The following is a 22,181-nucleotide window of genomic DNA, read 5'->3' as shown; positions in this document are numbered from 1 at the left end:
CAGCAACCGTATATCCAGCTGAGGCGCCGCGAAGCCTGAAAGCCCGTATATTGGGCAGCCCGTCGGCGGGACCTCTTCTGGTGCTGCTCGGATTCTGCGTGATTTTCGCGCTGACCAATCCCCGCTTTCTCGCCACCCACAACTTGTCGATCATCCTGCAGCAGACAGTCGTCATAGGCGCTCTGGCGATCGGTCAGACGCTCGTGATCCTGACTGCCGGGATCGACCTTGCCGTCGGCGCCATATGCGTGCTGGGAACGATCGTCGCGGGAAAGCTTGCCAATCTTGGCTATGATCCGGTTCTCTCCATGGGCATTGCCGTGCTCATATGCACGGCCGCCGGCCTTGCCGCGGGGGGCCTCGTCAGCGGCCTCAGGCTCCCGCCCTTCATCGTCACACTTGGCATTCTCGGCATCCTGACCGCGGCGCTGCGACTCATTTCCGAGGGTGGCGCCTTCCCGGTACGCGATCCCTTCCTGGCCTGGACGGGCAATACGATGAAGATAGGCGGCTTCGTGCTCACCTATGGCGTGCTGATCATGTTCATGCTCTATGCGAGCGTCTGGTATTTGTTGAACCAGACGAAATGGGGCCGGCACGTCTATGCGATCGGCAACAATGCCGAGGCCGCCCGGCTGGTCGGCATCCCAGTACGGCGCCACCTGCTCTCGGTTTATGTATTGGCCGGCCTCATCTACGGGATTGCCGCCTGGCTCGCGCTCGGGCGTATCCCAAACGCGGACCCGAATGCCATGCAGAGCGCCAATCTCGATTCGATCACCGCGGTGGTGATCGGTGGCACGAGTCTTTTCGGCGGCCGAGGCGGGCTCGTAGGGACATTGATCGGCGCGCTCATCGTCGGCGTTCTGCGCAACGGCCTGACGCTCGCAGGCATCGACCCGCTCTGGCAGGACCTCATAACGGGCATCCTCGTCATCATCGCCGTCGCGCTCGATCAGCTGTCCCGGAGGAAGCGTTGATGCCAGCCGGTTCCCCCATCGAAGAGCCTTCCGCGCGCCTGGTTCTCGAAGCGCGCAACGTGGTGAAGACCTACGGCCACGTCACTGCGCTCGACGGCGTCGACTTCGAACTCAGGGCCGGCGAGATCCTTGCCGTCGTCGGCGACAACGGCGCCGGCAAGTCGACGCTCATCAAGACCCTGACCGGCGCCGTGCGCCCGACCAGCGGTGAAATTCTGCTCGACGGAGTGCCGATCCACTTCAAGGGACCTCTCGATGCGCGCCATGCCGGAATCGAGACGGTCTATCAGGACCTCGCCGTGGCGCCTGCGCTCGATATCGCCGCCAATCTCTTTCTCGGCCGGGAGCTGCGCGCACCAGGGCTTCTCGGAAGCCTTTTTCGCCGCCTCGACAAAAAAGGCATGCGCGAGGAAGCCCGCCGGGCCATGGGAGAACTCAAATTTCGACTGCCGGCGATCGACAATCCGGTGGAATCGCTCTCGGGGGGCCAGAGGCAGGGCGTGGCCGTGGCCCGTGCCGCGCTTTTCGCCCGCAGACTGGTGATCATGGACGAGCCGACGGCGGCACTCGGGGTGCGTGAAACCGGGCAGGTGTTGCAACTCATCCGCTCGATACGGGATCGCGGCCTGCCCGTCGTTCTGATCAGCCACAACATGCCGAACGTCTTCGACATCGCCGACCGCATCCACATCATGCGCCTCGGCCGGCGCGCCGCCGTGGTTACCCCGAAGACCCATTCCATGAACGACGTCGTTGCCATCATGACCGGCGCAGCGACTGCCTGACCCTCTTGTCCCGAAATAGGAGTGAGACCATGTATCGCCTCGACCGGAAGCTCGCGCGCATCCGCGCTGGCCAATATACCCGCAGCGACTTCATCATCGCCGACGCCAAGGACGGCGACATGGGTCCCTCGATAACCTCCTGCGGTCCCAAGCGGGAGAAGGACGGCAGCTGGTCACGCCACTATACCCGCCCCGAATTTCTCGAAAATATCCGCGCCGTTGTGGAGCAGGATATCGTGGACATCATGCTCACCTCCGCCTCCAACATGGAGGCGCTGACCGAGATGGGCGTCTATCGCGACAGTGCCGTCAAGCCGGCAATCCGCGCCAACGATACGACGGACATCTGGGTCGGCCGCGGTGCGACCTATGTGAAGGCAGCCTCGCGCCCCTTCCGCACCGCCTCCCTCTCGCGCGTTACGACCGGGTCCGTCGATCCCGCGCCTGGCGCGCCGATCACCGGCACCGATCTCGGTCTTTATTCCATCACCTTCAACAACGATCTGGACCGCGACTATGAGGCGCTCGAAGCCTTCCGCGCCTTCCGCGAGGATGCGGCGCGCAACAGGTTCAAGTATTTCCTTGAAGTCTTCAATCCCAACGTCGCCTGCGGCATCGACCCTGAGGTACTGCCCCACTATGTCAACGACGTGATGACGCGCTGCCTTGCCGGCGTCACCCGGGAAGACCGGCCGCAGTTTCTGAAGATCCAGTTCAATGGAGCCAAAGCGATGGAGGAACTCGCCTCCTACGATCCGAGCGTCATCGTCGGCGTGCTCGGTGGCGGCGCCGGCACGACGCGCGATTGCTTCGAGCTGCTCCACCAGGCCGAGCGATTCGGCGCGCGAGTGGCGCTGTTCGGGCGCAAGATCAACCTTGCCGAGGACCCGCTGTCGATGGTGCGATTGCTGCGCGAGGTTGCCTCCGGTACGGTCTCGCCCTCAGAGGCAGTGAAAGCCTATCATGCGGGTCTTGCCACGGAAGGCATCACGCCGCTGCGCGATCTCGCCGCCGACAACGTCGTCACCGAAGCGGTGCTCAAACAGGAAGAGAGCAGATGAGCGGTGGCCGGCGGGGGATCGTCACGGGCGGAACGTGGTGCGCAGACTACAACCGCACCGTCAGCCACTGGCCGGGCGAGGACGGCCTTGCCGAACTTCTCGAGGAAGAACGCCACGGCGGGGGCTCGGGCTGCAACCTTGCGCTCGACATCAAGCATCTGGACCCGTCCGTCCCCGTCGAGACGATAGGTCTCGTCGGCGACGACGACGACGGCCGCTACCTGAGGGAGACGGCAGCTGCCGCCGGCATCGACATCAGTCAGATGATGGTGACTGAGGCGGCCGCCACCCAGTTCTGCGATGCTTATGTCTCGCTGCGTTCCCACCGGCGCACGCACATCTTTCACGCCGGAAGCGGAGCGCTGCTGACGCCGGATCATTTCGAATTCTCTTCAACGCGCATGCGCTATCTGCATCTCGGCCTGCCGGGCGTGCATCGCATTCTCGATGCTCCCTGGCAAAACGAGCCGAATGGCTGGGTGGCGGTGCTCAAGAAGGCGCGCGCTGCGGGCCTCGAAACCAACCTGGAGCTGGCGAGCATCGACCGCGCTTTGATGGCGCGGCTGGTCGGGCCCTGCCTGCCCCATCTCGATTTCCTCATCGTCAACGACCTGGAAATCGGGGCGATCGCCGGCGTTGAAACAATTCTGGGCGACGCACCCGACCAGGCGGCATGCATGCGCGCAGCGCGTGCCGTGCTGGAGCGCGGCGCGCTGAAACTTGTCGCCGTGCATTGCCCCGCCTTTGCCATCGCCGTCACCCGCGAGGGGGAAGGCGTGGTGCTGCCGTCCGTCGCCATCCCCGAGGCGGAGATCAAGGGGGCGAACGGGGCCGGCGATGCCTTCGCTGCCGGGATGCTCTACGGCATCCATGAAGGCTGGAGCGTGAAGCAGGCTCTCCGGCTGGCGCATGCAACAGCGGCCGCGTCCTTGCGCAGCATCTCGACTACCGGCGCGGTCTTGCCTTGGAAGGATTGCCTGGCACTCGCGGACAAATGGGGCCCCCGAGACCACTGATGGGTGCGCCGAGCCGGCTTGGTGGTGTCTGCGGGCGCGACTGCGCAATGGATCCGAAACTCTGCCCCTGAACTCGGCGAAGTGCTGACCTATGACGCCGCGACCGGGAACCTTCCTGCCTGAGCGCGGTTTGCTTCGGCATGCCGAAAGATGCAAATCAGCCGACCGTTCTCATTACCGGCTCGAGCGGCTTTCTGGGCCAGGCGATCGCGCATCGCCTGAGGGACCGGTATCGCGTCATCGGGCTCGACCTGTCCCCTCCGAAAGGCAAGTCCGAGACCGAAGAGACGATCAAATTCGACATCACCTCCGACGAAAGCGTGAGAGAGGCGATCGAGACGGCGGGTAAGCGCAGCGGCCGGCGCCTTGCTTCCGTCATTCATCTCGCCGCCTATTACGACACCACCGGCAAGGACAATCCCAAATACGATGCCGTCAATGTCGAGGGCACGCGCCGGCTATTGGAGGCGCTCCAGGGTCTTCCCACCGAACAGTTCATCTATGCAAGCACGCTGCTGGTGCAGGCGCCCAGTCCGGCCAAGGGTGCGCGGATCAACGAGGATGATCCGCTGGACCCCGCCTGGGCCTATCCCAAATCGAAGGCCGAGACCGAGGCGGTGATCGCCAGACATCGCGGCGCGATCAGGACCGTGACCCTCCGTCTCGCCGGCGTCTATGACGAGGACTGCCGAGCCGCTTTCATTGCCCAGCAGATCGCCCGCATCTTCGAGCGGCTCCCGACCGCCTATCTGTTCAGCGGCGATCTGGACGCAGGCCAGCCCTATCTGCACAAGGACGATCTGGTCGAGGCTTTCGCGCGCACGGTCGACCGTCGCAACGACTTGCCCGATGATTGCGCGTTGCTGATCGGCGAGGAGGAAACGCTCTCCTATGGCGACTTGCAGAAGCGCATCGGCCGGCTGATCCACGGCGAGGACTGGCGCACGCTCGCTCTGCCCAAGAGCCTCGCAAAGCCGGGGGCTTGGATGCAGACCGAGGTGCTCGACCAGGACTCGGAGATCAAGCCGTGGATGGTCGAGAACTCGGACGATCATTACGAGATCGACATCTCTCGTGCCCGCAACAAGCTCGGCTGGGAGCCGAGGCACAGCCTGGCTGCGACGTTGCCGGAAATGATCCGGCGGCTGAAGCAAGACCCGACCGACTGGTACGCGAAGAACAAGCTGGAGCCCTCCGTGGTCGCCGCCTCGGATCCCGAGATCGAGCAGGCGGAGAAAAGGCTGGCGGAGCCGCTGGAGCGCAGTGACGCCGAAGTCGAAGCTGCCGTGGAAGAGCACCGGCTGCGCACGCTCTGGGCGCCGCTGGCAAATGTCGCTCTCGGCCTGTGGCTCGTCTCCTCGCCGGCGACGCTCGGCCTTTTCGATCCTGTCAGCGTACCGCTGCCACCGGCGCTCGGCCACGAGATCGACGAACCCGCCATACGCAATGCCCGTCTCGGGACAAGCGAGATCCTGTCCGGATTGCTCGTTGCCGCATTCGCGCTTTTCGGCATGTACCGGCGCTGGTCTCATGCGCAATGGATCACGGCCGCGCTCGGCGTCTGGATCATGCTGGCTCCGCTTGTCTTCTGGACGACGAGTGCCGCGGCCTACGCCATCGATACGCTTGCCGGCATGCTGATCGTGGCCTTTGCGGTGATGATTCCGCCGACGCCCGGAATAAGGCTGCGGGCGCTCGCGGCCGACGACGACCGGCCCCTCGGCTGGAGCTATTCGCCGTCCTCCTTCACGCAGCGCATGCCGATCGTCGCGCTCGCCTTCGTCGGCCTCTTCGTCTCGCGCTATCTCGCCGCCTATCAGATGGGCCATGTCGACGGGCTGTGGGACCCGTTCTTCGGGCCTGGCGAGGCACCCGTCCGCAACGGCAGCGAGGCGGTCGTGACGTCCTGGGTTTCCAAGGGCTTTCCGATCGCCGATGCCGGCCTCGGCGCCTTCGCCTATGCGCTGGACATTCTGGCCGGCGCGATCGGAGACAGCCGCCGCTGGCGTACCATGCCCTGGATGGTGCTCCTCTTCGGCCTGCTGATCGTGCCCCTCGGCGTCGTCAGCGTCTCCTTCATCATCATCCAGCCGCCGCTTATCGGCGCACTCTGTACGCTCTGCATCATCCAGGCGGCCGTCACCGTCGTGCTCATCCCCTATTCGATAGACGAGGTGCTCGCCACCATCCAGTATCTCTGGCGCGTAAGGAAGGCGGGCGAGCCGTTCTGGCGGACGTTCTGGATGGGCGGCCCGGCCATTTCGGAGGATCAGACGCCGGCGCCCGATCTCAACCGCCCGGCCACCGAGCTGTTGAAGGAATTCATCGTCGGCGGCGTCAACTTTCCCTGGACGCTGGTCGCCAGCGCATTACTCGGCGCGGTCCTGATGACGACGCCCTTGATGTTCGGCAGCGTCCCGCCGCTCTATCACAGCGACCACATTCTCGGCTGCGTCGTGATCCTGGTTGCCGTCACCGCCATGGCGGAGGTCGTCCGGCCGGTGCGCTTCCTGAATGTGCTGCTCGGCGCCTGGGTGGCGGCCTCGCCCTTCCTGCTTGCCGGCGGCAGCACGGTCGCCACCCTTGCCGACGTCGCGATCGGCTTGGCACTGATCGCGCTCAGCCTCCCGCGCGGGACGCGCAGCGAAGAACATTATGGCGGCTGGGACCGGGCGATCGTCTGACGGACGCGCCTCAAGACGCGGTGGTCCAGTCAGCTCATCTGGGGAAGCACCATGACGAGCAGGAAGCGGCGGCGTTGGCGATCGCCGAAGACTGCTGGGATTGATGCGACTCCGCTTCCGGCACGAGGTCGGTAATCGTCAGGTAGAACATCCCGCCCGCTCCCGTCGCGAAGAGAAAACCGGTGACCGGCTGGACCAGGCCTTTCAGCAGGAACCACCCTGCAACGGCGGACACGAAAAGGGAGAGGCCGATGAGGGAGGTCCATCCGAGCGCTTCGCGTTCTTCCGCTCCTCGTCGAGCGTCAATTCGCCGATGCTCATTCCTTCGCTGAAATTATCGATGCAGATGGCGAGGCCCACGATAAGCGCCACTTTCGGCTCGAAGGTGGCGCCGAGGCCGATCGTCATGCCTTCGATCAGCTCTTCCGCACTCGTGCCGCCGGCGAGCACCGCCAGATTGCTCCCGCGAGGCTTGCGCCTCCGGTGCAACCGATCGACCTCGGCCTTTTGATCCGCTTCCGGCCGGCCATTTTCCAGCGGTTGACGTAGAGGTCGAGAATATAGACGAGTACCAGGCCGAGCAGAAACCGGCAACGGCAAGCGGAAGACCCGCAAGTTCCATGGAGGTGGGCATCATCTCGAAAGCGAAGGTGCCCATGAGGACGCAGGCCGCGAAGCCGACCGCGATCGAGAGCACGAGGCTCGACGGCCTGAGCGAGATCGCCGCCAGGCCGCCCAGGGGCGATGCGACGGCCGCCGCTGCCGCGAAGATCATTGCTCATCGCTGCCCGGATTCTCGGTTTTCAAGGCGATCCTTCGGGACGTACGATCTGCTCGTAGGTACATTGGCGCGGGTCCTTGTCCGGCCGCCAGCGCATGAGTTTCGTACCGTGGCGGAAGCGCCGGTTGCTGACATGGTCGAACCGGACTTCGACGACCAGTTCCGGCCGAACCGGCTGCCATTCGCCGCTGCGCTCGCTGCTCCAGCGGCTGGGCCCGCCCGGTGCCTTGCCGGTGAAGCCCGGCGGCTCCTGCAAAGCTTCGAGCTGGCGCGTCAGGGCAGGCCGCTCCTTGTCCGAGATCGTCGCGGTAAAGCCCACATGGTTCAGCAGTCCCTCGGTGTCGTAAAGGCCGAGCAGAAGCGAGCCGACCAAAGAACTGTCGCTCTCGTAGCGGAAGCCGCCGACGACGCAGTCGGCCGTCTTCAGCCGCTTGACCTTCACCATTGCCCTCTCGCCGCATTCATACGCGCCGTCGCGCCGCTTTGCGACGACCCCGTCGGTGGCACCCGCCTGCCATGAGGTGAGCCACCTCTCGGCCTCCTTAATGTCGAGCGTGAAGGGCGAAAGCTCGAGCATCTCCGCAGCCGCGTTCTCTTTGGCGAATGTCTCGAGGCGGGCGCGCCGTGCTGTCAGAGACTGGTCGGTCAGGACCGTTCCGCCGGTGCCGGCCAGCATGTCGAACAGGATGAGTTTGGCCGGCGTCTCCTGCGAGAGCTTCTGCACGCGGCTTGCCGCCGGATGCAGGCGCATCTGAAGAGCGTCGAAGGAAAGGCGCCCGTCGACCTCGATCACCAGTTCGCCGTCGAGGACGAACATGTCCGGCTCCAGTCGGCGCAGCAGGGCGAGGATCTCGGGGAAGAAGCGCCCGAGCGGCTTGCCGGATTTCGCCCTTATGTCGACTTCCTCGCCGGACTTGAACGCAAGGCAGCGAAAGCCGTCCCACTTCGGCTCGTACTGCCATGCGTCGCCGCCCGGAAGCCCGGTCGCGGAACGGGCTTCCATCGGCGCCGTGCTGACGGGCAGGGGATAGCCCTCTGCCTTCTTCGCCGCGCTTGACGGAGCGGCCTTCTTCGTCGGCTTTCCATGTGCGGGCGACGCCATCGTCCACTCCGTCTAAGCCGTCGACCTATTTCAGCTTGACCGAGGGCTCTCTTCCCCAGACACGCAACTTGCCGAGCTCCTTGAGGAAGGCGGCCGCACTCGCAGCGTCGGTGAGTTCGATCGTTCCCTCATCGAGCAGCTCCGCAATGCCGGCCCTCTCGAGAAGGGGAACGGCGGCGCCGGCATAGCCGATATATTTGCAATGGGCGAAGGCGTCGGCCACGAAATCGCGCGCGGTGGCGACGTCGATCAGATCCGCGACGGCGTCTGCGGAAGGAAGCAGGACCACCGCGTCGTAGAGTACCGACGGGCCGCCGTCGAGCATCTGGTGGGCGGCGATGCGCTTTCCGTCGGAGGCGGTAAAGCCGCCGACTTTCGGCGCGATCAGCTCGAGGACCGCCTTCTCCTTCTCGACAGCCGCTATCAGGGCGTCGAGAAGCGCGGCGTCCGCGCCGTCAGTCGCCAATATTCCGAGCTTGCGGCCCTCGAAACGCTTCGGCCCACGCTGGATGATGCTGAGGGCCGGCGAGGGGTCGAGGTCCTGGCGGGTGGCAACGGCCGCATCCGCCGGTTTCGGCATCGTCTCCAGGCCGAGGGCGTGGCCGACCTTTTTCCCCAGCGTTTCATCGATATTGAGAAGATGCGCGACCATCCGTTCGCGGATCACCGGCGTCTCCACCTTGCTCAATTCGAAGGTCAGGGCATCGGCGATGTGGCGCTGCTCGGGTGGCGTCTGGCTGATGAAGAACTGACGGGCCTGGCTGTAATGGTCGGCAAAGCTCTCGGCGCGGATGCGCAGCTTCGGGCCCTGCTCCTCGGAAGGAAAATGGCGGAAACCTTTCATGGGCGACTCGCGCGGACCCTCGCCCCAGGAATTGGGCTGGTAGTTCACGCGTCCTACCGGGTTGCGCATGGCCATGTGGCCGTCCTGCTGAAAGTGCTGGAAGGGACATTTCGGCGCGTTGATCGGAAGATGGGTGAAGTTCGGGCTGCCGAGCCGCTTCAGCTGCGTGTCGAGATAGGAGAAGTTGCGCCCCTGCAGCAACGGATCGTCGCTGAAGTCGATGCCGGGCGGCACGTTCTGCGTCATGAAGGCGACCTGCTCGGTTTCGGCGAAGAAATTCTCCGGCATGCGGTCGAGTACCAGCCGGCCGACAGGCTTCGTCGGCAGCACTTCCTCCGGGATGATTTTCGTCGGATCGAGGATGTCGAAATCGAACTTGTCGGCGAAGTCCTGATCGAAAAGCTGCACATGCAGTTCCCATTCCGGGAAGTTGCCGGACTGGATGGCTTGCCACATATCGCGCCGGTGGAAATCAGGATCGGCGCCATTGATCTTCACGGCCTCGTTCCAGACGACCGACTGGAGACCGAGCTTGGGCTTCCAATGGAATTTGACGAAGGTGGACTCGTCCTTGGCATTGACGAAACGGAAGGTGTGGACGCCGAAGCCTTCCATAAACCGGAAGGAGCGCGGGATCGCCCGGTCCGACATGACCCACATGACCATGTGCATGCTTTCCGGCGTCAGGCTGATGAAGTCCCAGAAATTGTCATGCGCGGACTGCGCCTGGGGAAACTCCCGGTCCGGTTCGGGCTTTACCGAGTGTATGACGTCGGGGAACTTGATCGCGTCCTGGATGAAGAACACCGGGATGTTGTTGCCGACGAGGTCCCAATTGCCTTCGTTTGTGTAGATTTTGACCGCGAAACCGCGAACGTCGCGGGCGAGGTCGAACGAGCCCTTGCTTCCGGCCACCGTCGAGAACCGCACGAAGGCAGGGGTTCGTTCGCCCGGTCGCTGGAACAGATCCGCCCGGGTGTAGGCTGCAAGCGACTCGTAGGTTTCGAAGAAGCCGTGCACGCCGTAGCCGCGGGCATGCACGACGCGCTCGGGAATGCGTTCGTGATCGAAGTGGAAGATCTTCTCGCGGAAGTGGAAATCCTCGATGAGCGTCGGGCCGCGTTCTCCGGCGCGCAGACTGTTCTGGTCGTCGGCGACGGGGCCGCCCTGAGCCGTCGTCAGGACGGGCGTGTCGCCTTCGGCGATCTGGTGAAGTTCTCCACCGTTGCCGCGTGTCGCTTTCTGGTCATGAATGGTGGCCGGTTTCGTATTGTTCGGCGCAGAGGGTTTCTTGGCCATTGCAGCACTCCTTGGTCGGGGGCGGATGGGCACGTAACCTTGGCGAGGGAGGTTGGTTCCCCTGCACGCCAAAATTACCCGGACATCCGGCCTGCTGCTACCGCCGATTCCAAGAGGTGGAGCGGGATGCCGTCGGAAAACCGCACGCACTTTCCTCATCCCGCTCCGGCAAGGTCGTAGCGAACAGGTAGTGCGTCGGCCCGCCATACGCTGCGGCGCGGACGGAAACGCCAATAGCGCTCGGCGCCGTCGAGAGGCACGCCGTCCGGAGCTTCGGACAGGAGCTCGGCCTCGCCGGTCATCTGCAGGAGGCCGCCCGTGGAGAAGTCCGGGAAAGTGAGCCCGGCGCGCGGATTGAGCGCGATGTTGCCGAGCGTGTTGAAGAAGCGGTTGCCGACGAAATCCGGGATTACCAGCCAGCCGTCTTCCCCGACATGCACGAATCCGGCGTGTCCGCCGCGATGGGAGACGTCGATCTGCCGGCCGCCGGCGAGATCGGCATAGGTTGCGACGAAGAACGTGTCCGCCTGCGCCACCAGAGCACGCGCGGCGGCGTTGAGCCCGAAGCTGGAAACGGGCGGTACGGAAGGTGGCACGGAAGGGTCGCGCACGAAACGGGCCTGGCGGAGCTGGATGTATTTCGGACAGTTGCCGAAGCTCTGGTCGACGCCGAGATCGAAACCGCGGGCATGCCGCTTAAGCGTGCCGTTCAGCCGGTTGCGCCGGCGGGTGCCGAGATCGATTCCGAGCAGGGCGAGGGGAGCGCCGTCCTCCATGCCCGCCTCGGCGGGGTCCGTCGGCTCCCGCGGGAGCTCGACGGTAAGCCTTTTTTCGTCCGGCGCGTGGAGGAAGCCGGGTTCGCCCGCCCTGAGCGTCGCCCAGGCGTCGCCGTCGCGATCGACCGAGCCCAACACGACCATCGGCAGAAGGGGATAGAATTCCCGGTGCTGCTCGATCAGGTGGTCGCGCATGACGCGGCGTCCGATCTCGTCCATGCGCGTTTCCACACCCAGCCTCTTCTGCAGGGCGATTTCGCCCTCATGCCAGGGCGAATGTGCGAGGATGGGAGCCTCCATGACGATTGTTTCCTTGGTTGCGTGAATGTTGGGCATCTAGGGGCTTGTTCGCGGGCGATAACATCCGCCCCCGGCCCAAACTCCCTCATTCCTGTGCCTGTCCAGGAACCCAGCAGGCCAAGTCATTGGGCTGAAGGACTCCTCGCACCGCAGACGCGGCGCTGCTCTCATCCCTGTGACAAGCACAGGGAAGAGGGTGGTTGCAGTCCTTCGATACGCTTAAAAGCACGTGCCGTGCGAGAAGGCTTCCCGCAAGCGGACGTCGTCATAACGCTCGCTAAGCCGCCAACCCCACCGGCGTCTTTGCGAACTCGACGAAGCCCGGCAATGCCTCGATGCGGGCGAGCCAAGCGCGGATCTCCGGATAGGGCTGGAGATCGACATCGCCTTCGGGGGCGCGCGCCACGTAGCTGTAGAGCGCGACATCGGCGATCGTCGGCCGGTCGGCGGCAATCCAGCCTCTGCCTTTGAGCTCCTGCTCGATCAGCGCCAGGATCGCATGCGAACGAGGGATCACCTCTTCCGGTCGGTAGGGCGCCTTGAACACGTTGATGAGCCGCGCCTGGGCCGGACCATGGGCGATCTGGCCGGCAGCCACCGAAAGCCAGCGCTGAACGGCAGCCGCCCCCGCGGCGTCTTCCGGCAGCCAGTCCGTGCGGCCGGTCTTCTTTGCCAGATAGACGAGAATTGCGCTTGAGTCCGAGATGATCGTGCCGCCGTCGTCGAGCACCGGGACCTGACCGAAGGAATTGAGCTTCAGGAAATCCGCTTGCTTGTGCTCTCTCCTGGCGAAATCGACGACCACCAGCTCATGCTCGATACCGAGCAGCGAGAGGAACAAGCGGGCGCGGTGCGCGTGGCCGGAGAGGGGATGGTGATAGAGTTTCATGTCGGCCTCGTTGAATGATGGAACGAAACCAAGATGATTGTTATCCACGGAGTTGATAAGCTCCGACAGAGGCACTAGACCGTTTCACTTGATGAAATAATTGAGGAGCATTCGATGGATCGCTGGCAGGCGATGCGGATCTTCGTGCAGGTGGTGGAAAGCGGCGGCTTCACGGCGGCCGCCAAGGTGCTGCATATGAGCCCGCCATCGGTCACCCGGGCGGTGGCGAAGCTGGAGGACCTGATCGGGACGCGGCTTCTGGTGCGCACCACGCGCTCGCTGAAACTGACTGCGGCGGGCGAAGGTTACGTGGCCGATTGCCGGCGTATCCTCGGGGAGATCGCCGAGGCGGAAGCCAATGCGGCGGGCAGCTTCACCGCCCCTGCGGGGTTGCTCACGGTAACGGCGCCCGCGCTCTTCGGGCGCATCCACGTGCTCCCCGTCATCCTCGACTTTCTCGATCACTATCCGGCAATGCAGGTCAAGACCGTCTTCGTCGACCGCGTGACCAACCTGGTCGACGAGGGCCTGGATGTGGCGATCCGCATTGCCTCGCTCCCGCCCTCCGGGCTCGTTGCGCGCCGGATCGGCTCGGTCCGGCAGGTGCTTTGCGGCTCGCCGGATTATTTCGCCCGCTTCGGCGAGCCGGGCAGCCCGCAGGAGCTTGCCCGTCATCGCATCATCGGGCGAGAGGGCCTCTTCGGCCACTCGGAATGGCTCTTCGGACGCGACAACAGCATCCGCGTTCCGATCAGCCCTCGTCTCATCTGCAACACCAATGACGCGGTCCTCTCCGCCGCTTTGGCGGGCTGGGGATTGTCGCGGTTTCAGTCCTACCAGGTGGCACCCGACGTGAGAGCCGGCAGGCTCAAGGTCGTCCTTGCCGACCACGAGCGCGAGCCGGTGCCGATCCACATCGTGCATGCGGAAGGCCGCATGGTCTCTGCAAGGGTGCGCGCCTTCGTGGACTTCGCCGCCGGGCGTTTTCGTCGCCACGCGGGTCTTGGCATCGAGCTTTGAAGACCTCTACCGGTCGTCGCCGCGCACCCGCAGCAGCACGCGTTCGAGCGCATCCGTCAGCGCCCGGTGACCGCCGCCGCGGTCGAAGTCCGTCAAAACCTGCTCGTTCAATCCGCCGGCGGTCGAAAATTCGCGGGCGAGTTCTTCGAGCGGCGTCCCCCCGTCCCTGATCGCCCTCTGCGAGAGACTGGCGAAGAGCGGCGCGATATAGGCGCGTGCCTTGTCGCGGTCGAGACCCTTTTCGGCGAACCAGCCGGTCGTCCGGTCGAGGATGCCGAGACAGGTCGCCATCAGAGCGCTTCCGACGGCAAGCAGGTCATATTCCTCCTTGGTCTCGCATTCGACCGCCGTTCCGAGTGCCGCAAAGATCGCGGCAACGGCGCGGTTCGGTGGATAGATCGCCGTCACGCCCTCGCGCTCGGCGACGAAGGGCAGGGGGATTGCCTGGGTGAGCTCCACCTCCTCGCTGATCCAGCCGAGAAGCTTGGAACGATCGGTAGCGGCAATGACGCTGACGACCTTCTGACCCTTGCGGAATTTGAGCTTGGGGATCACGTCCTCGGCGATTTGAGGACGAACGGCGAGGAACAGCACGTCGGCCGCGTCCACCGCTTCCTGATTGTCCTTGGCGATCCGCACGAGCAGGAAGCGGCCGGCAAGCCGGGCAGCAATTTCCCGGTTGCGCGGGGAGACGAGGATCCCGGCGACGTCGAGCCCGGAACCGACGATGCCCGTCACCATCGCTTCGGTGATGGCGCCGGTGCCGATGAAGCCAATACGCATCGCTGTTCACTCCCCTGATTCGTACCGGCGACATTAGAACAATTCCGGGAAATTGCGTCACTAACGCAGCCGTTTTCCCTCTCCGTCGAACACCAGAACCGAAACCGGATCGAAGCGGGCCGTCAGGCGGTCACCGGCCTTGAGTCCGCGGCCGTTCTTCGTTTCGACCACGATGAGCTCGCCGTTGCCGTGGCGGGCATAGGCGAAGGTCTCTCCGCCGAGATGTTCCAGCATGTCGATCGTGAGGGCTAGCCCTGCAGGACCGTCTTCATTGAAATGCTCGGGCCGGATGCCGATCGTCACCGCAGTTCCCGCCGCCGCCTGCAGGGTGACGGGGATCTTCGCGTCTCCGTGGTCCGGCAGGCGCGCATAGGGCCGGTCCTGGTCGATTTCGATCACGCCCTTCAGGAAGTTCATCTTGGGCGACCCGATGAAGCCGGCGACGAAGAGGTTGGCCGGGTCGTCATAGAGGTCGAGGGGCGAGCCCACCTGTTCGACCACGCCGGCGCGCATGACGACGATCTTGTCGGCAAGCGTCATGGCCTCGACCTGGTCATGCGTCACGTAGACGATGGTGGTGGCGAGCTGCTTGTGCAGCCGTGCGATCTCGATGCGCATATGCACGCGCAGCTCCGCATCGAGGTTGGAAAGCGGCTCGTCGAAGAGGAAGATCTTCGGATGGCGGACGATCGCCCGGCCGATCGCCACGCGCTGGCGCTGGCCGCCCGAAAGCTGCTTCGGTTTGCGGTCGAGCAGCGCGCCGAGTTCCAGGATATGGGCGGCCTCGTTCACCCTCTTCTCGATCTCGGCCCTGGGGACACCGGCGAAGCGGAGGGCAAAACCCATATTCTCGCGCACCGTCATATGCGGATAGAGTGCATAGGACTGGAACACCATGGCGATCCCGCGCTTGGACGGATCGACATCGTTCATTCGGCTATCGTCGATCGTCAGGTCGCCGGAGGTGATCTCCTCAAGCCCGGCGATCATCCGGAGCAGCGTGGACTTGCCACAGCCGGAAGGTCCGACGAAGACGACGAACTCGCCGGATTTTATGTCGAGATCGACGCCCTTGATGACCTCGAGGCCACCATAGGATTTACGGACATCGCTGAGTTGGAGTTGGCTCATGCGCTCGCCGCTCCTTCCGCCAGGGCGACGAGCTCGAGCTTCGCCGCGCCAAGGCGCGTCGAAGCGACCGAGACGACGACGGCGCCGGCGGGGCCCGTGGACTCCAGCCAGAAACCGGCGGAACCGCCCTGAAGGACGAGGCGGGCCGATCCGACCAGCCGCGCCGGACCATGAACCTCGACGTCGACTGCATCGTTCAGGAAGGGCAGGACGTTGCCGGCCTGGTCGAGCGCGCGCAGGATGACGCGAACGCTGTCGCGGCCTTCCGCACGCAGCGTCTTGCTATCCGCCTCGACGTGAAGCGTCGTAGGCACGGGGTCGGCGGCCATGCGGAGATCGGCGACCGGCTTGCCGGCGACGAAGCCGGTAAATTCCGCGCTTTCCCACTTCATGCCCCAGACTCCGAGCTCGTCCTTGGTGAAGTGGCGGTGGTCGATGACGACCGGCGGATGCGGCAGGTGCGGGAAATTCTCGCGATCCGGGCCGACGCGCTTGGAAAGCGAGCCGTATTTCAATTCGACCTCGTCGCAATTCGTCAGCACGATTAAGGGCAGCACGCCGCCTATATTGCGCTCGCCGCGCGCCCAGAAGGTCACCGGCTTCATCACGACTTCCTCGGAGGGATCGCACTGGCTGGCATAGACATAAGCAGCGAATTTCGGCTCGCGGAACATGTCCATGACGCCGTGATAGCAGATCCGGTCCCCGGAGCCGAAATCCTTGTGGGTGTTGTAGTCGAACATGCACCAGCCGATCGCACCGGAAATGCCGGGATCGCCATAAGCCGCATTCAGCACTTCCAGATGCCGGCGAACATGTTCGGCCTGGCGCTGCTCCTGGTCATAGATCTTCGTCGGATACATGTGCCCGCCGAATTCGGTGATGAGATAGGGCACCTTGCGGGCAAGCCCGGTGCATTCCTGCTGCGGGCGAAGCGCCGTGCGCGGCCGGTTCGAGCCGGGCAGCTCCTCGTTGCCGAGGATGAAGTCGTTCATCGTGTAGACGTCTTCCAGAAATTCGCTGTCGGTAATGTATCGCACGCCGCCCGTCTGCCGTGTCGGGTCGAGCTCGCGGGCGAGGCGATTGGTCTCGGCATAGAAGTCGTGCGAATCCTGTGACTCGTTGATGCGCACACCCCAGATGACGATCGATGGGTGGTTCCAGTCGCGCTCGATCATGCGGCGGACATTGCGGATCGCCTCCTGTTTCCATTCCTCCCCGCCGATGTGCTGCCAGCCAGGAATTTCCTCGAAGACGAGGAGCCCGATGCGGTCGCAATGGTCGAGGAACCATTTCGACTGCGGGTAATGCGAGGTGCGCACGAGATTGCAGTGAAGCCTGTGCTTCATGATCTCCGCGTCGCGCTCCTGGGCGGTGCGCCCCATGGCGTAGCCGACATAGGGGAAGGCCTGATGACGGTTCAGCCCGCGGATCTTCAGCGGGCGGCCGTTGAGCCGGAAGCCTGCGGTCGTGAACTCCGCGGTGCGGAAACCGAAATGCGAGGCCAAGCGGTCGGAGCCCTGACGGGTCCGGAGCTCGGCTTCGATCTCGTACAGCACCGGATCGTCGATGTCCCAGAGCGAGAGGCCCTTCAGGCCTTCCATCTCAAGGGTGAGGCTCTCGCCGGCCGTTTCGCCGGCGACCTCGGCCAGCACTTCGCCCGCCGCATTCTTGAGGAGCGCCGAGACCGTACCCGAGAAGGGCAACCCTTGCGGATTGGAAAGGTCGCACCGGACGGAAACGGCCTTGTTGTCGGAGAGCACGTCGCGGGTTTCGATCTTGATATTGGCGATCGAAACCGGATCGGTGACCTTCAGCCAGACGTCGCGATAGATACCGGCATAGGTCAGATAGTCGATCCGGCCGCCGAAAGGCGGGATCTCCGGATTCTCGCTGCCGTCGATCTTCACCGTGATGAGATTGTCGCCTTCCTGGAGCCTGTCCGTCAGGCGTGCCTCGAAAGGCGTGTAGCCGTCCTTATGCGCCAAGATCTCTTCGCCGTTGAGATAGACGACCGCATCGGCCATTGCCGCGTCGAAGACGAGCGAGACCTCCCGGCCGGAGAAGTCCGGGCGCCAGGCAAGCACCTTCTGGTAGGTGAAGGCGCGCTGGTAGCATGTCTCGTCGAAATAGTTGAACGGCAGTTCGACGGCGTTGTGCGGCAGGCTGATCGGCTGACCCGCCCGGAGCGTTCCGGCGTCGGCGGCGTCGAAGCCTTCGGAGAAGACCCACGAATTATTGAAGGAAGTAACAGAGCGCATCATCGTTCCTATTTGACTGAGCCCAGCATGCCCTGGACGAACTGGCGTTGCATGAAGAAGAAAACGGCTAGCGTCGGCAGTGTCGCGAGAATCGTCCCGACCATGACCACGCCGTAATCGGGGTAGTAGGCGGAGGCGAGCGACGAGATGACCAGCGTGATCGTCTTGGTTTCGTTGGTCTGGAGCACGATCAGCGGCCAGAGATAGTTGTTCCACGCGGTCATGAAGACGATGACGAAGGCGGCCGCATAGGTCGAACGCATGACCGGTACGTAGATGAAGAGGAAGATCTGCCATTCCTTGAGCCCGTCGACCTTGGCCGCGTCGCGGAGCTCGGAGGGGAAGGCCTTGGTGCTCTGCCGGAAGTAGAAGATGACGAAGGCCGATCCGATCGTCGGCAGGACGACGGCGAGATGCGTGTTGATGAGACCCGCCTTCCCCATGATGACGAAGAGCGGGATCATCAGCGCGGCGAAGGGGATCATAAGGGTGAGCAGCATCGCCCGGTAGACGCGCTCGCGTCTTCGCGAGCGGAACATCTCGAAGCCGTAACCGGCGAGCGAGGAGACCGCGAGCGTGAGCACGGTCGCAAGGATCGCGATCTTCGCCGAGTTCCAGAAGACGAGCGGCACGTTTACCAGCGTGAAGAAGTTGCCGACATTGGTGGCAAAGGCTGCGCCCGGCAGGAGTTTGCCCTTGATGATGTCTATCGATGAATTGGTTGCGCCGAGCACCATCCAGATGAACGGAAAGACGGAGAGGAAGGCCATCAGGCCGAGGAAGCCATAGGTGGCCGCCATCGCCGCGAAACGTCCAAATCCGTTCATCGGTCACGCTCCCTTGCTGCGAAGAACTGCACGAAGGCGAGGAGCGCGACGAGGACGACGATGACATAGGAGACCGTCGCCGCATAACCGAGATTCGGCATGAAGCGGAAGGTCAGGTTGTAGATGTAGAGCGACAAGGTGAGCGTGGCATTGGACGGGCCGCCCTTGCCCTCGGTCAGGTTATAGACCTCGTCGAAAAGCTGCAGCGTGCCGATCGTCGAAATGACTGTCGTGAAGAGGATGACGGGCTTCAGCAGAGGGATGGTGAGGTGGGTGAAGCGCGCCCAGGCCGGAACGCCGTCGATGCGCGCCACCTCGTAGATCGACTTGTCGATGTTCTGAAGTGCCGCAAGATAGAAGATCATGTTGTAGCCGGTCCAGCGCCAGGTGATGGCAAGAATGACGAGAACCTTCGCCCAGAAGGGATGCGTCAGCCATGGAATGGGCGAGGCGGCGAGACCGATCGCCTGGAGCGTCGAATTGACGATCCCGTCGGTTGCGAACATGCCCTTGAAGAGCACCGAATAGGCGACCAGCGAACTGACGCAGGGCAGGAAGATCGCCGTGCGGAAAACCCCTCGGCCGACGAGCCGCGGGTTGTTGAGGAGCGACGCCAGGATCAGCGCGAGCAGGATCATGATCGGCACCTGCACGACGAAATAGGTCATCGTGTTGGTGAGGGCCTTGATGAAGACCGGATCGTTCCAGAGCCGAACGATGTTCGCGAAGCCCGCGAACTTCATGGTCATGCCGCGGCCGGACTGGAACGACATCCAGAGGGACCACGCGATGGGATAGACCATGAACAGGGCGATCAGCCCGAGGGCCGGCGCGACGAACAGCCAGCCATTGACGTCGTAATATCGGCCGATACCGCGGCGCGCTCGAACCATGTTCCCCTCCTGGAAGGCCGGACAGCCGGAAATTTGGCCGCGGCAAGAGCCGCGGCCGGAAACAGCGGGCGCATGCCCGCCGCCATTCACCGCATCACTGGATCTGTGCGCTGACCTCGGCCTCGATCGCCTGCAGCACTTCGTCGACCGGTGTGCCCTGCGTCACGGCCGGGAGTTGCGCAGTGACGGCAAGGTCCGCCTCGTTGGTGAAGATGCCGTAATTGACCGAGGGGACCTTCGCCAGCCAGTCGGAGAAGTTCTGCCAGACCTTCTCGCCGCCGAAGAAGGGGTCTGCCGCCTCATAGGCCGCGCCGCCGCGGGCGGCGAGCAGCGAGCCGACCGCACCGCGGTCCTGGAGGATCTTCTGATAGAAATCGATGTCCTTGGCGTAGATCTCGTTCAGGAAGTCGATGGCCTCCGCCTTCTCCTCGGAGCTTTCGAGCACGTACCAGCTGGAGCCGCCGAGATTGGAGGCATGCGTCGCGCCTTCGATCGAGAGCGCCGGAATGGGGGCGACGCCCCAGTTGCCGGACTGGTCCGGCTGCGCCTTGACGGTGCCGGTGATCCAGACGCCCGTGACGACGGTCGCGACGTCGCCGGAGGTGAAGGTGCCCACCCAGTCGGACCAGCCGTTGGCAGGCTTGTAGATATTCGCCTGCATGATCTTGCCGATGGTTTCGAGGGCCGCCTTCAGCGCCGCATTGCCGGTGATGTTCGGTTTGCCTTCCTTGTCGAAATACCATTGCCCGGCCGACTGCATGATGATGCGCACGAGACCGGCGTCGTTCGGGTCGAGGCCCATCATCTTCTTGCCGGTCTTCTCTTCGACCTGCTTTCCGATCTCGATGAAGCGGTCCCAGGTGAGATCCTGCATGTCCTGCGGCTTGAAGCCGGCGGCTTCCAGATAATCCTTGCGGTAATAAAGACCCGTGACGCCGGAATCGAAGGGCATTCCGTAGACTTGCCCGTCGAGCGTCATGAGCTCGACCTTGTAGGGGGCGAAACCGGAATAATCGACGGTGCCGGACAAAGGCGCGAAGGCGCCCGGGAAGGATTGAAGGTATTTCTGAGCGCCGTAATCCTCGATGAGCACGATGTCGGGGAGCGCGTCGGCAGTGCCGGACGAAAGCCCGGTCTGCAGCTTCTGCTCGACGTCGAGCTTGGCGAAATCGACGATGTTGAAGGTGACGTCCGGATGCGTTTTCGTATAGCGGGCGCCCGCCTCCTTCATGATCGCGACATTGAAATTCGGGTCCCAGCACCAGATGGTGATTTCCTTGGCCTGCGCCGCGGTAACCCCCAGGAAGCTTGCGCCCGCGAGAGCCAGAGCGGCGATACGCGGCAGATAGGCACGCGCCTGAATGTCCATTGTTTCCTCCCGAAATCGTGTTCCCCGAGACAGTCCTCTCTGTCCCGGCGGCGAGTATTTCTCAAAACTCGAGTGGGCGCAATTATTTTCAGTAAATTTTTACTTGGCACTTGCGACGCGTGCTTTGAAGGCACGTTAGCCGTCACGACCGCGCGCCAGTCGGCGCCTGATGGCATGATTGCCGCTATGGCCAGAGTGAACGCGGGCGATTGGCTACACGCGACGTTGCGGATATCGTCCAGTCGATTTCGACCCGGGATTCTAGAGCCGGCCCGCCATGTCATCTTCCTTGTTCGCTGTCTCGGCCGGTGCCGGCGTGCTGCCGCGCCAGACGATTTCCGTGCCGAAAACCACCTTCTTGGCGACCTCTCGGCCCGAAAGGCGCTCCAGCAGCAGGTCGACGGCGGTCTCGCCGATGAGCTCCGCCGGAATCTTCACCGTGGAAAGCGGCGGCCCGAGAAACTGCGCGACCGGAATGTCGTTGAAGCTCGCGACCGCGATATCCTCGGGAATCCTGAGCCCCATCTCGTGGATGGCCCTGTAGGCGCCCAGCGCCATATTGTCGTTGCAGGTGATGAGGATCTTCGGTGGATTGGGCTTCGATAGCATCGCCCTGGCAAGCTTGTAGCCGCTGTCGGGCGTCATCGGCTCGACCATGCACAATTCCGGATCATAAAGCCCGGTCTTGGTCATCCAGTCGATATAGGTGCGGCAACGGCGCTCCGAATGGATGTTGTCGGGCCCGTAGAAAGCGTCGATCCAGCCGATGAAGCCGATGCGCCGGTAGCCCATGGCATGCACCGCCTCCAGGAGCCGGGTCATCGCCAGCGAGACGTCGCTGAGCACGGTGTCCTCCATGTCTCCGGCCGGTGCGTAATCGGCAAAGACGAGGTGGCGGCTGTGGCGGCGCAGCCATTCGAGCTCGTCGCCGTAATAGTGGCCGACGGCCACCACACCCGAGGCGCCCTCGAGGATCGTCGCTTCCGGAGGGTTGCCGGTGAGGAAGACCTTGACGACTTCGCTCTTCAGCGCCTGGCAGCGGCTTTCGATGCCGAGGCGGACACCGACATAGTAGGGATCGGCGAGTTCCTGGGCGGGGTCGAGGAAATGCACGAGCGCGATCTTCAGTCCGACGCCGACGCCATGCGCTGAGGCGCGGCTGCGATTGCGCGGCGTCGCATAGTTGAGCGCCTCCGCCGTTTCGATGATCGCCTGGCGCTTCCTGTTGGAGATCGACAGCGTCGGGTCATAGTTGAGGACGCGTGAGACAGTTGCCGAGGATACGCCGACGGCCGACGCGATTTCCTTGATTGTGACCATTCGGGTTTCGCCTGTCCTTCTGCCGTGCCGCGCTCGAGTATCCTGTTTAGTAAATTTTTA

At 63.7% G+C, this 22,181-nt stretch carries 17 protein-coding genes and 1 pseudogene; 6 read left to right on the top strand and 12 right to left on the bottom strand.

Annotated features, from left to right (window positions below; all coding sequences use genetic code 11):
- Positions 1-80 precede the first annotated feature (80 nt).
- The 5 genes from AC6CIG_RS03220 to AC6CIG_RS03200 all read left to right on the top strand — a co-directional run bounded on the left by AC6CIG_RS03220 (position 81) and on the right by AC6CIG_RS03200 (position 6,526).
- Complete coding sequence (locus AC6CIG_RS03220; RefSeq protein ID WP_245425067.1) at positions 81-980, top strand: ABC transporter permease; 900 nt, start codon at positions 81-83, stop codon at positions 978-980.
- The gene (locus tag AC6CIG_RS03215; RefSeq protein ID WP_102761534.1) at positions 980-1,765 is read left to right on the top strand and encodes an ATP-binding cassette domain-containing protein; all 786 of its coding nucleotides are present in this window, start codon (positions 980-982) and stop codon (positions 1,763-1,765) included. Before AC6CIG_RS03220 ends, AC6CIG_RS03215 begins: the two co-directional genes overlap by 1 nt.
- A gap of 29 nt (positions 1,766-1,794) precedes the next feature.
- Positions 1,795-2,826: a beta/alpha barrel domain-containing protein gene (locus tag AC6CIG_RS03210; protein ID WP_102761535.1), complete on the top strand. Its 1,032-nt coding sequence runs from the start codon at positions 1,795-1,797 to the stop codon at positions 2,824-2,826.
- A complete protein-coding gene (locus AC6CIG_RS03205; RefSeq protein ID WP_102761536.1) occupies positions 2,823-3,842 on the top strand; it encodes a carbohydrate kinase family protein in 1,020 nt (339 codons plus the stop codon). Before AC6CIG_RS03210 ends, AC6CIG_RS03205 begins: the two co-directional genes overlap by 4 nt.
- Positions 3,843-3,982: 140 nt before the next feature.
- Positions 3,983-6,526, top strand: a complete 2,544-nt coding sequence (locus tag AC6CIG_RS03200; RefSeq protein WP_102761537.1) for an NAD-dependent epimerase/dehydratase family protein — start codon at positions 3,983-3,985, stop codon at positions 6,524-6,526.
- Between the two features lie 29 nt (positions 6,527-6,555).
- Here AC6CIG_RS03200 and AC6CIG_RS03195 read toward each other — a convergent pair.
- From AC6CIG_RS03195 to AC6CIG_RS03175, 5 genes and pseudogenes are all read right to left on the bottom strand, one after another.
- Positions 6,556-7,301: pseudogene (locus AC6CIG_RS03195) on the bottom strand (ZIP family metal transporter).
- A 28-nt stretch (positions 7,302-7,329) separates the two neighbouring features.
- The gene (locus tag AC6CIG_RS03190; RefSeq protein WP_102761538.1) at positions 7,330-8,409 is read right to left on the bottom strand and encodes an ATP-dependent DNA ligase; all 1,080 of its coding nucleotides are present in this window, start codon (positions 8,407-8,409) and stop codon (positions 7,330-7,332) included.
- A 25-nt stretch (positions 8,410-8,434) separates the two neighbouring features.
- Positions 8,435-10,552: a catalase gene (gene katE, locus AC6CIG_RS03185; RefSeq protein WP_498322295.1), complete on the bottom strand. Its 2,118-nt coding sequence runs from the start codon at positions 10,550-10,552 to the stop codon at positions 8,435-8,437.
- A gap of 155 nt (positions 10,553-10,707) precedes the next feature.
- Positions 10,708-11,664, bottom strand: coding sequence for a pyridoxamine 5'-phosphate oxidase family protein (locus tag AC6CIG_RS03180; protein ID WP_102761540.1), 957 nt, complete (start codon positions 11,662-11,664; stop codon positions 10,708-10,710).
- A gap of 241 nt (positions 11,665-11,905) precedes the next feature.
- On the bottom strand, positions 11,906-12,517 hold the full coding sequence (locus AC6CIG_RS03175) for a glutathione S-transferase family protein (RefSeq protein WP_102761753.1): 612 nt from the start codon (positions 12,515-12,517) through the stop codon (positions 11,906-11,908).
- Between the two features lie 114 nt (positions 12,518-12,631).
- On the opposite strand from AC6CIG_RS03175, the gene AC6CIG_RS03170 reads away from it, so the two are divergent.
- Positions 12,632-13,537, top strand: a complete 906-nt coding sequence (locus AC6CIG_RS03170; protein ID WP_102761541.1) for a LysR family transcriptional regulator — start codon at positions 12,632-12,634, stop codon at positions 13,535-13,537.
- A gap of 6 nt (positions 13,538-13,543) precedes the next feature.
- Here the strand turns inward: AC6CIG_RS03170 and AC6CIG_RS03165 are convergent, their stop codons facing one another.
- From AC6CIG_RS03165 to AC6CIG_RS03135, 7 genes are all read right to left on the bottom strand, one after another.
- Positions 13,544-14,320, bottom strand: coding sequence for a pyrroline-5-carboxylate reductase (locus AC6CIG_RS03165; protein ID WP_102761542.1), 777 nt, complete (start codon positions 14,318-14,320; stop codon positions 13,544-13,546).
- Positions 14,321-14,380: 60 nt separating this feature from the next.
- Positions 14,381-15,451 carry an ABC transporter ATP-binding protein gene (locus AC6CIG_RS03160; RefSeq protein WP_102761543.1) on the bottom strand — a complete coding sequence of 357 codons (1,071 nt, stop codon included), beginning with the start codon at positions 15,449-15,451 and terminating at the stop codon, positions 14,381-14,383.
- Positions 15,448-17,712 carry a glycoside hydrolase family 2 protein gene (locus AC6CIG_RS03155; RefSeq protein WP_498322294.1) on the bottom strand — a complete coding sequence of 755 codons (2,265 nt, stop codon included), beginning with the start codon at positions 17,710-17,712 and terminating at the stop codon, positions 15,448-15,450. The genes AC6CIG_RS03160 and AC6CIG_RS03155 overlap by 4 nt, the downstream gene beginning before the upstream one ends.
- 8 nt (positions 17,713-17,720) lie before the next feature.
- Positions 17,721-18,539, bottom strand: coding sequence for a carbohydrate ABC transporter permease (locus AC6CIG_RS03150; RefSeq protein WP_018096058.1), 819 nt, complete (start codon positions 18,537-18,539; stop codon positions 17,721-17,723).
- Positions 18,536-19,432, bottom strand: coding sequence for a carbohydrate ABC transporter permease (locus tag AC6CIG_RS03145; protein WP_100671066.1), 897 nt, complete (start codon positions 19,430-19,432; stop codon positions 18,536-18,538). Before AC6CIG_RS03145 ends, AC6CIG_RS03150 begins: the two co-directional genes overlap by 4 nt.
- Positions 19,433-19,526: 94 nt before the next feature.
- Complete coding sequence (locus tag AC6CIG_RS03140; RefSeq protein ID WP_102763755.1) at positions 19,527-20,801, bottom strand: ABC transporter substrate-binding protein; 1,275 nt, start codon at positions 20,799-20,801, stop codon at positions 19,527-19,529.
- Positions 20,802-21,062: 261 nt separating this feature from the next.
- A complete protein-coding gene (locus AC6CIG_RS03135; RefSeq protein ID WP_102761545.1) occupies positions 21,063-22,121 on the bottom strand; it encodes a LacI family DNA-binding transcriptional regulator in 1,059 nt (352 codons plus the stop codon).
- Positions 22,122-22,181: the final 60 nt, after the last annotated feature.

The organism is Sinorhizobium sp. GQ132 (assembly GCF_059758575.1).
This window is presented reverse-complemented; position numbering and strand designations above follow the sequence as displayed.